Below are 8,539 nucleotides of genomic sequence, written 5' to 3' on the forward strand. Positions count from 1 at the left end.
ACAAGGCGAGGGCTTTATCATCGATCCCACTCAAGAAATACCGGGTTTTTAGTTCTCATGTAACCCACATTCTCGCTTCAAGCCAAAAAAACGGGTTTGTTCTTCACTCATGCCCGGTTCCCATTTTTGAGTTGTATGGATGTCACCAACAGAAAGATAACCTTGTTCCCATAATGGATGATATTCCAAACCATGCTTTGCCAGATATTGATGCACAAGCCGGTTATCCCAGTCGATAATCGGCAAAATCTTAAATACCCCCCGCTGTATAGCCAGAACCGATAATTTTGATCGACTTTCAGATTGCTGACGGCGTAAACCAGCAAACCAACTTTGTGCATTTAGACTTTTTAAAGCCCGATTCATTGGTTCAACTTTATTAATCTGATTGTAGCGTTCTATTCCTTCCACGCCTTGTTCCCACAATTTCCCATAGCGAGCTTCCTGCCAGGCCGGAGAATGGTCAGCACTGAATACTTGCAAATTCAGTTTCAACTGCGTTGTGAGTTTATCTATGAATTGATAAGTTTCAGGGAATAGATAACCGGTATCAGTAAGGATGACCGGAATATCAGGATATTCTTGTGTCACTAAATGAAGACATACCGCCGCCTGAATACCAAAACTGGAGGAAAGAACAAACTCCCCTGGCAAATTTTCCAACGCCCAGTTTACCCGCTGGTGAGCATCCATCATTTCAAGCCGCTGATTAATCTCAGCCAGTGATTGCTCTTGCTGTTCAGCCGTCATGCTAACAAATTGAGATAAACTGAATTGACTCATACCGCCTCCTGCCAATCGTAAAAATCGCGGGCCGAATCCAGTACCGGCTTGATAATATCTGTGCGGATCAGAAAATCACCAAAACCTTCATTTGGTTGCCGCCTCGTCGCCCAACGCCCAATGAGTTCATCCATGATGGATAAAATCTCTTGTGAGCTGATATTTTCTTTATACATGCGTGGAATACGGGTACCAATTCGATTACCGCCAAGATGAAGGTTATAACGATCAAGCGCTTTGCCAACTAACCCTACCTCCGCCAACATCGCTCTACCACAACCATTCGGACAACCTGTCACCCGCAAAACAATATGTTCATCACCAATACCGTGTTTATTCATCAGTTGTTCAATATGGGTGACAAACTCCGGTAAAAAACGTTCAGCCTCAGCCATTGCCAATGGGCACGTTGGGAAAGAGACACAAGCCATTGAGTTTTCACGCTGAACTGTGGTTTTATCGTCAATCAACCCATGCTGACGGGCGATAGTTTCAATGCGTTGTTTATCACTTTCAGGAATACCCGCAATGATTAAGTTCTGATTAGCCGTCAGGCGAAAATCCCCTTTATGTATTTTTGCAATTTCAGCAACCCCGCTTTTCAGCGACCTACCGGGGTAGTCCAAAAGGCGACCATTTTCAATAAATAACGTTAAATGCCATTTATCATCAATGCCTTTCAGCCAGCCAATTTGATCACCACGACCCGTGAATTCATAAGGCCGAACTGCCTCAAATTTCACGCCAGCGCGTCTCTCTACCTCTTCTCTAAAAATGTCCACACCAACCCGCTCCAACGTATATTTGGTTTTGGCATTTTTGCGTTCAGTCCGATTGCCCCAGTCACGCTGAGTTGTCACTACAGCTTCCGCAATCGCCAACGTATGCTCAAGTGGAATATAACCAAATTCACTCGCCATACGTGGATAGGTATTTTTATCTCCATGAGTCATCGCCAAACCACCACCCACTAGAACGTTAAAACCCACCAGCTTGTCACCTTCTGCAATGGCGACAAAGTTCAGATCGTTGGCATGTAGATCAACATCATTCTGTGGAGGAATGACTACCGTGGTTTTGAACTTACGCGGCAAATAAGTCGGCCCAAGAATCGGCTCTTCATCGGTCGTTGCGACTTTTTCTTTATCTAACCAGAGTTCCGCATAAGCACGAGTACGCGGCAGTAAATGTTCTGAGATTTTCTTCGCCCATTCGTAAGCTTGCTGATGTAACTCTGATTGAATGGGATTCGAGGTACAAAGTACATTGCGGTTAACATCATTTGCCGTCGCAAGCGAATCCAGCCCAACTTGATTCAGCAATTGATGCGCAGGTTTTACATTCCCTTTTAGAATGCCATGAAATTGAAATGTCTGACGGTTAGTCAACCGAATACTGCCATAAAGGGTATTCTCTTCAGCAAACTTATCGATACCTAACCATTGCTGTGGCGTAATCACGCCACCCGGCAGACGACAGCGCAACATCATTGCATGACGGGGCTCCAGTTTTTGCTCTGCACGTTCGGCACGGATATCACGATCATCCTGCTGATACATGCCATGAAAACGAATCAACAGGAAATTGTCCCCTTCAAAACCTCCCGTCAAGCCATTAGTTAAATCTTCGCTAATCGTACCTCGCAGGAAGTTGCTTTCCCGCTTCATACGCTCACTGTCAGCCAGTTTACCTTCAACAATCAAAGGACCATGTTGTTTATCGTTCATTAGTACACATCCCTCTGATAACGGCGCTCAAGACGCAGTTCACTTAAAAATTCATCTGCCTGTTCGGTATCCATGCCGCCATGCTCAGCAATAATATCCAATAACGCATGTTCCACATCTTTCGCCATGCGGTTTGCATCACCGCACACATACAGATGTGCTCCTTCCTCTATCCAACGCCACACTTCTTCACCTTGCTCACGCAACTTGTCCTGAACATAAACTTTATGTTGCTGATCACGGGACCATGCCAAATCAATACGGGTTAACAAGCCATCTTTGACATAACGCTGCCACTCTACTTGATAGAGAAAATCTTCAGTAAAATGTGGATTACCAAAGAACAACCAATTTTTCCCTTCAGCGCCATCAGCCGCCCTTTGCTGCATAAATGCCCGAAATGGCGCAATTCCGGTTCCCGGCCCAATCATGATGACAGGTGAGCGTGGATTAGCAGGCAGACGAAAATTATCGTTATGCTCAATAAAAATACGAATATCGTCATTTTCCTGTAAGCGATCTGCTAAATAGCCGGATGCGCCGCCGGTGCGGGCCCGTCCGTCAATTTCATAACGAACCACACCAACTGTAAGATGAACTTCATTTTCCACTTCTGCCTGAGAAGACGAAATTGAATAGAGCCTTGGCGTCAAAGGCCGTAGCAAATCAATAAATTGCTGCGCCTCCGGTTGAGAAGCCGCTTCTCTTATCATATCGGCGATCGGTTTATTGTGAGCGTATTGCTGTAATGCTTGTTTATCAGCAATCAAAGAAAGCAATTTTTCATCTTTCGCCAGAGCAGCGTATTTTTCTACAATCACACCGGTATTTTGGGTTAACTCAACATGTCTGATCAGTGCTTCCCTTAATGGCAATTTCTGACCATTAACCTCAACCTGTTCTGTTCCTTTCAGCCAAAGCAAATTCAACACTTCATTCACCAGATCCGGATCATTTTCAAACCAGACTCCTAAAGCATCACCTGGTTGATAACGCAAACCTGAATCACCCAGATCAATTTCAATATGGCGAACATCTTTATCAGAACCACGGCCCGTTATTTTCTGACGGGCGGCTAAAGCCGCAGTCAATGGTGACTGTTTAGTATAAGAAGTTGAGAAAACTTCATTTACCGATCCGTTCTGTGCATAAGTAATTACAGTCCCTACCTCAGCCGGAATACGTTGTTTCAAGATCCCAGTTAACTGTTTACGCCACTGAGCCGCAACCTGCTGATATTCCACATCGCCATCCACACGCTCCAGAAGCCGTTGAGCGCCTAATTCATTCAGACGATTATCGAAATCTTTTCCAGCCTGACAGAAGCGCTCATAAGAGGTATCACCCAGACCAAAAACCGCAAACACCATATCATTCAGTTTTGGGGCCTTTTTAGAATAAAGATATTTATACAATGCCACTGCTTCCTCAGCAGGCTCTCCTTCACCTTGAGTAGAAGCAATAATTATCAGTACTTTCTCTTGAGCAATTTGTTTGAATTTATAATCCCCGGCATTGAACAAATTGACATTGAGTTTCTCTGCCAACAAATCATCGCGGAGCTGCTCAGCTAAACGACGAGCATTACCAGTTTGTGAAGCTGAAATTAATGTAATCGTCTCCTGTGCCGGAACCGCCGGAGCCACAGCCTGAACTTGTGGTTGTTGATTCACCATTCCCCAAAAATAACCAGACAGCCAAGCTAATTGAGTCGGTGAAAAATCGCCAATTGCCGATTGCAAACGCGCTAGCTGTTCAGGTGAAACCGGAATAAGTGAAATTGAAGGTGGTTTTATGCTCATTGTCCTGTGCTGCCCTTTACGATTACCAATGTCCGTTATTTTGAGTAAATAAAATAAATAGGGATGGTTTGTAAGGTTATCTCAGCGACTTGTTACTATTTAAAGAAACTATCGCAATATCAAATAACCAAAACGCCTAACCATATTTACAGATTTAATATATCTATAAAACAGTTAATAAGAGCAATGGCAAAAAAATGAAAAAACCGGGTTTAATTCAGAAGATCGGGTAGAATAGCGGGTTTTTTGAAGTCAGGGAGAACCACTATGAGCACAACGATTTTTAAAGATTTTCAGTTTGAAGCCGCCCACCGTCTGCCACATGTTCCAGAAGGTCATAAATGCGGTCGCCTGCATGGGCACTCATTTATGGTACGACTGGAAATTACCGGGGAGGTCGATCCTCATAGTGGCTGGATTATGGACTTTGCCGATTTAAAAGCCCTATTCAAACCCGTTTGGGAACAGCTAGATCACCATTATCTGAATGATATCCCTGGCCTGGAAAATCCAACCAGCGAAATATTAGCTACCTGGATTTGGGATAAAGTTAAACCAACAATTCCACAACTCAGTGCCGTTATGGTGAAAGAAACCTGTAACGCGGGAGCTATTTTCCGCGGTAAATGAAACAACTTACTGCACCAGGAAACCTCCAGTGCAGTAAGCTTTTCTCAGGCGATATTCAAATATTTATGTGTTTGCATAGAAAACCGCCAATTACGGGCAATACAGGTTTCAATACATAAACGAGTAGCGTCTTCTTTCTGGCTAATAGGTTGCAGTGCAATAATACGTGATGAGTTTTCATCCAATGTCGCTAATAACTCATCCAATGCTTCAATATCTCTTTCTCTAGCAACCGGATATTTTATTTCATTAGCCCTTTGCAAAGCCTGCTGCAATATCTGGTAACCACCACGCATATTAACTTTTGGTGAAACTGTCACCCAAGTAGCAGCAGAACACTTAACATGATACGTACCACTGGTTTCTATCTGGCATTGGTAGCCAAGGCTTTCTAACTCTTCGATCAGAGGTATAAGATCATAAAGGCAAGGCTCACCACCAGTAATAACAACATGACGTGCGGTATATTTCTGTTGAACAAACAGCGCTGCAATTTGCTTAGGAGATGCTTCACTCCATTCATTGCTTTCACTCGTCTTCAGCAAAATTGTTTCCAATGCCCGTTGCTTTTCCGCTTCTTTCTCCCAAGTGTGTTTTGTATCACACCAGCTACAACCAACCGGACACCCTTGCAGACGAATAAAAATTGCCGGGACTCCAGCAAAAACACCTTCTCCCTGCAATGTCTGGAATATTTCGTTAATCGGGTAAAACATAAAAATCTCTGGTTTCATTAAGGCAAGGGCGCATTATTACAGATATCTATCCCGCGAACATCAATCTTTATGGTAAGGTACGGGGTTTGCTTCGCTTGGCTAACGTGCGGCTTGTCGAGGCATCGTGTGCTTAAAATATATCTAGCACTGAAAAAGTGACAGGAATAAATAATGCAGAATAATGAAACTCAGCTGAAACGGGGTCTAACCGGGCGGCACATCCGCTTTATGGCATTAGGCTCCGCAATAGGCACAGGGCTGTTCTATGGCTCCGCAGCTGCTATTCAGCAAGCTGGACCAGCCGTATTACTCGCCTATTTAATCGGCGGTGCTGCCGTATTTATGGTGATGCGTGCATTAGGCGAAATGGCTGTTCACCATCCAGTAGCCGGTTCTTTTTCACACTATGCCAGCCATTACCTCGGCCCTTTAGCCGGATTTCTAACCGGATGGAATTATATATTCGAAATGCTGATCGTTTGCCTGGCTGACGTTACTGCATTCGGTTTCTATATGAAACTCTGGTTCCCCCACGTGGAACAGTGGATCTGGGTGCTAAGCATTGTCTGCTTTATCGGCGCAATTAATCTTTGCCATGTGAAAATTTTCGGTGAAATGGAATTCTGGCTTTCGATTGTGAAAGTCACCGCAATTATCGCTATGATTGTCGGCGGCATGACTATCATGATCTATGGGTTCGGCCAAGAAACAGATCATGCAACCGGCATTGCCAGTTTGTGGGAATATGGCGGTTTTATGCCTAATGGCATAACTGGCGTGATAGCTTCACTCGCCATTGTAATGTTTGCTTTTGGTGGTATTGAAGTCATTGGTATCACTGCCAGTGAAGCCAAAAATCCCGAAAAAACAATTCCAAAAGCAATCAACGCTGTCCCTTTCCGTATTCTGCTGTTCTATGTACTGACTCTGTTTATTTTAATGTGCATCTATCCGTGGAATCAGATCGGTCAAGAAGGTAGTCCATTCGTACAGATTTTTTCCAGCTTAGGTATCAATTCTGCTGCTAATATTCTCAATATCGTCGTGATTACTGCCGCAGTTTCAGCAATTAATAGCGATATTTTTGGTGCTGGCCGTATGATGTATGGCATGGCCCAAGAAGGACAAGCGCCTAAATCATTCACCAAGCTGAGCCGTAATGGCGTACCCTGGATGACTGTGATCGTTATGTCAGCAGTTCTGTTAATTGGAGTTATACTCAACTATATGATTCCGGAAGAAATTTTCGTTATCATTGCCTCTATCGCAACATTTGCTACTGTATGGGTATGGTTGATGATCCTACTTTCTCAGGTTGCTATGCGCCGCAAAATGAGCAAAGAAGAAGTTAAGACCCTGAAATTTCCCGTTCCTATGTGGCCAATAGCACCAGTATTAACCATTATCTTTATGGTATTTGTTATTGCATTACTGGGCTATTTCGAAAAAACCCGCATTGCATTAATTGTGGGAATTATATGGATAGTTTTGTTATCAATAACTTATTTCTTAAGCGTAAAGAAAAATATTTCTCAACCACATCAGCTAAATAAATAATATTTACAATTATAAGTGCCAGATTACTCTGGTACTTATTTTCACTTATCTGGATAAAATATATTTAATATTACTCCTCACCATTAATCAATTTAAATTATTTTAATTCATCCATAGTACATTCATAAAATAAACATTTAAACAAAAATTTAAAATAATCACTCCATTTATTGAAATAAAAAAATATATATCATTCAATAAAAACAAGGATTGTTTTTTTAACTATAGATTTATTGCAATATATAATAAATAATTTAAACAAAAAAATAATATTTTATTTGTTTTCAATGAATTAAATAAAAAACCAACTCATATAAAATAGATAAATATATTCTTATAATAAAAATTTAATAAAAGTTTACGATAAGAGGATTATGATCAGAAGCGTTAGTAGGTATCACAATAGCATCAGCTATATTCAACTCTCGATAAAAAATAAAATCCAGGGGCCTTCCAAACGCAATTGTTCGATAGTCATCAGTAAAAGAGACTTCTTTAAGGTGTAAGTATCTCGTAAAACGTTTTAGAGCATTTAATCGTTGTTTACTCCAGGCATTAAAATCACCAGCCATAATTACTGGGCCATTATGTAAACGAACATGAGCACCAATATTATTTAGCTGACGGCTATACACATCTACACCAAAACTAAAATTTATCGCATGCACATTAATAACCATTAACTGGCGACCATCCTGCAAAGGATAAACAGTGATTAGAGCTGATTTAGATAAACGTAGAAGAGGCTCTTTCTCTCTCAATGGACAACAATAAACAGGATGAGACGTTGCTAATGTCATTACACCAGAAGGGTGTTGTGGCAATAGAAATGCGGGAACTTGATCAGCGATCAAATAATTTGAAGTAGCAAATTCAACTAAATCAGGAGTTGTCTGCGCTTCTTGTAATAAAATCAACTGGCTTTCATTAGTTAGCTCCTTCAGAACCTTTCGCCATGAAGGACGCTGCTGTTTATAGATATTCCATACAACAACCCTAAGTTCATTTGTGCCAGTGATCAAAGGAGTACCTACAGGTAATGCATTTCCAAGCTGATGAGTCGACATAGGAAAGACACGCTCAACAGGCTGGCCCGCGACATACCTTATCGCATAGGTTTTTTTTACCACGTAAAAAACCTCTTAAATACAGAATAACTATAAAAACTATCCTATTTTATCAAATATCATAAGGTAATTATTGATTTTAATACTCATGAACGACAAAAAACCCTGAGATTTCTCTCAGGGTTTCAGATTATTGACAAAGTGCTGGTTTTTTATCCGGCACTTTGCTTTAATTAAATTCCGTTTACCCGACGGAG

General features: G+C 41.8%; 7 protein-coding genes. 2 read left to right on the plus strand and 5 right to left on the minus strand.

Features of this window, described 5'->3' with window-relative positions; genetic code table 11:
* Positions 1-48: 48 nt before the first annotated feature.
* The 3 genes from V2H77_RS07325 to cysJ are packed head-to-tail and all read right to left on the minus strand — an operon-like array spanning position 49 to position 4,312.
* Entirely contained in the window at positions 49-783 is a 735-nt protein-coding gene (locus V2H77_RS07325; protein WP_341498280.1) for a phosphoadenylyl-sulfate reductase, read from the minus strand.
* Positions 780-2,510, minus strand: coding sequence for an assimilatory sulfite reductase (NADPH) hemoprotein subunit (cysI, locus tag V2H77_RS07330; protein ID WP_341498281.1), 1,731 nt, complete (start codon positions 2,508-2,510; stop codon positions 780-782). The genes V2H77_RS07325 and cysI overlap by 4 nt, the downstream gene beginning before the upstream one ends.
* Positions 2,510-4,312, minus strand: a complete 1,803-nt coding sequence (gene cysJ, locus V2H77_RS07335; protein ID WP_341498283.1) for an NADPH-dependent assimilatory sulfite reductase flavoprotein subunit — start codon at positions 4,310-4,312, stop codon at positions 2,510-2,512. Before cysJ ends, cysI begins: the two co-directional genes overlap by 1 nt.
* Before the next feature lie 267 nt (positions 4,313-4,579).
* Here cysJ and queD point away from each other — a divergent pair, with 267 nt between their 5' ends.
* Positions 4,580-4,942 carry a 6-carboxytetrahydropterin synthase QueD gene (queD, locus tag V2H77_RS07340; protein ID WP_341498284.1) on the plus strand — a complete coding sequence of 121 codons (363 nt, stop codon included), beginning with the start codon at positions 4,580-4,582 and terminating at the stop codon, positions 4,940-4,942.
* Positions 4,943-4,986: 44 nt separating this feature from the next.
* Here queD and queE read toward each other — a convergent pair whose 3' ends face one another.
* Entirely contained in the window at positions 4,987-5,658 is a 672-nt protein-coding gene (gene queE, locus V2H77_RS07345) for a 7-carboxy-7-deazaguanine synthase QueE (protein ID WP_341498285.1), read from the minus strand.
* 171 nt (positions 5,659-5,829) lie between these two features.
* Here queE and V2H77_RS07350 point away from each other — a divergent pair, with 171 nt between their 5' ends.
* Entirely contained in the window at positions 5,830-7,215 is a 1,386-nt protein-coding gene (locus V2H77_RS07350; RefSeq protein ID WP_341498286.1) for an amino acid permease, read from the plus strand.
* A gap of 347 nt (positions 7,216-7,562) precedes the next feature.
* On the opposite strand, the gene V2H77_RS07355 is transcribed toward V2H77_RS07350, so the two are convergent.
* Positions 7,563-8,345, minus strand: coding sequence for an endonuclease/exonuclease/phosphatase family protein (locus V2H77_RS07355; RefSeq protein ID WP_341498287.1), 783 nt, complete (start codon positions 8,343-8,345; stop codon positions 7,563-7,565).
* Positions 8,346-8,539: the final 194 nt, after the last annotated feature.

Origin of the sequence: Photorhabdus sp. P32 (assembly GCF_038085095.1) — a bacterium.
Taxonomy (GTDB): domain Bacteria; phylum Pseudomonadota; class Gammaproteobacteria; order Enterobacterales; family Enterobacteriaceae; genus Photorhabdus; species Photorhabdus luminescens.

Excerpts from the sequence above, each read along its gene's own strand:
- queE (WP_341498285.1), bottom strand. The coding sequence starts at position 5,658 with ATGTTTTACCCGATTAACGAAATATTCCAGACATTGCAGGGAGAAGGT.
- cysI (WP_341498281.1), bottom strand. The coding sequence starts at position 2,510 with ATGAACGATAAACAACATGGTCCTTTGATTGTTGAAGGTAAACTGGCT.
- queD (WP_341498284.1), top strand. The coding sequence starts at position 4,580 with ATGAGCACAACGATTTTTAAAGATTTTCAGTTTGAAGCCGCCCACCGT.
- cysJ (WP_341498283.1), bottom strand. The coding sequence starts at position 4,312 with ATGAGCATAAAACCACCTTCAATTTCACTTATTCCGGTTTCACCTGAA.
- V2H77_RS07350 (WP_341498286.1), top strand. The coding sequence starts at position 5,830 with ATGCAGAATAATGAAACTCAGCTGAAACGGGGTCTAACCGGGCGGCAC.
- V2H77_RS07325 (WP_341498280.1), bottom strand. The coding sequence starts at position 783 with ATGAGTCAATTCAGTTTATCTCAATTTGTTAGCATGACGGCTGAACAG.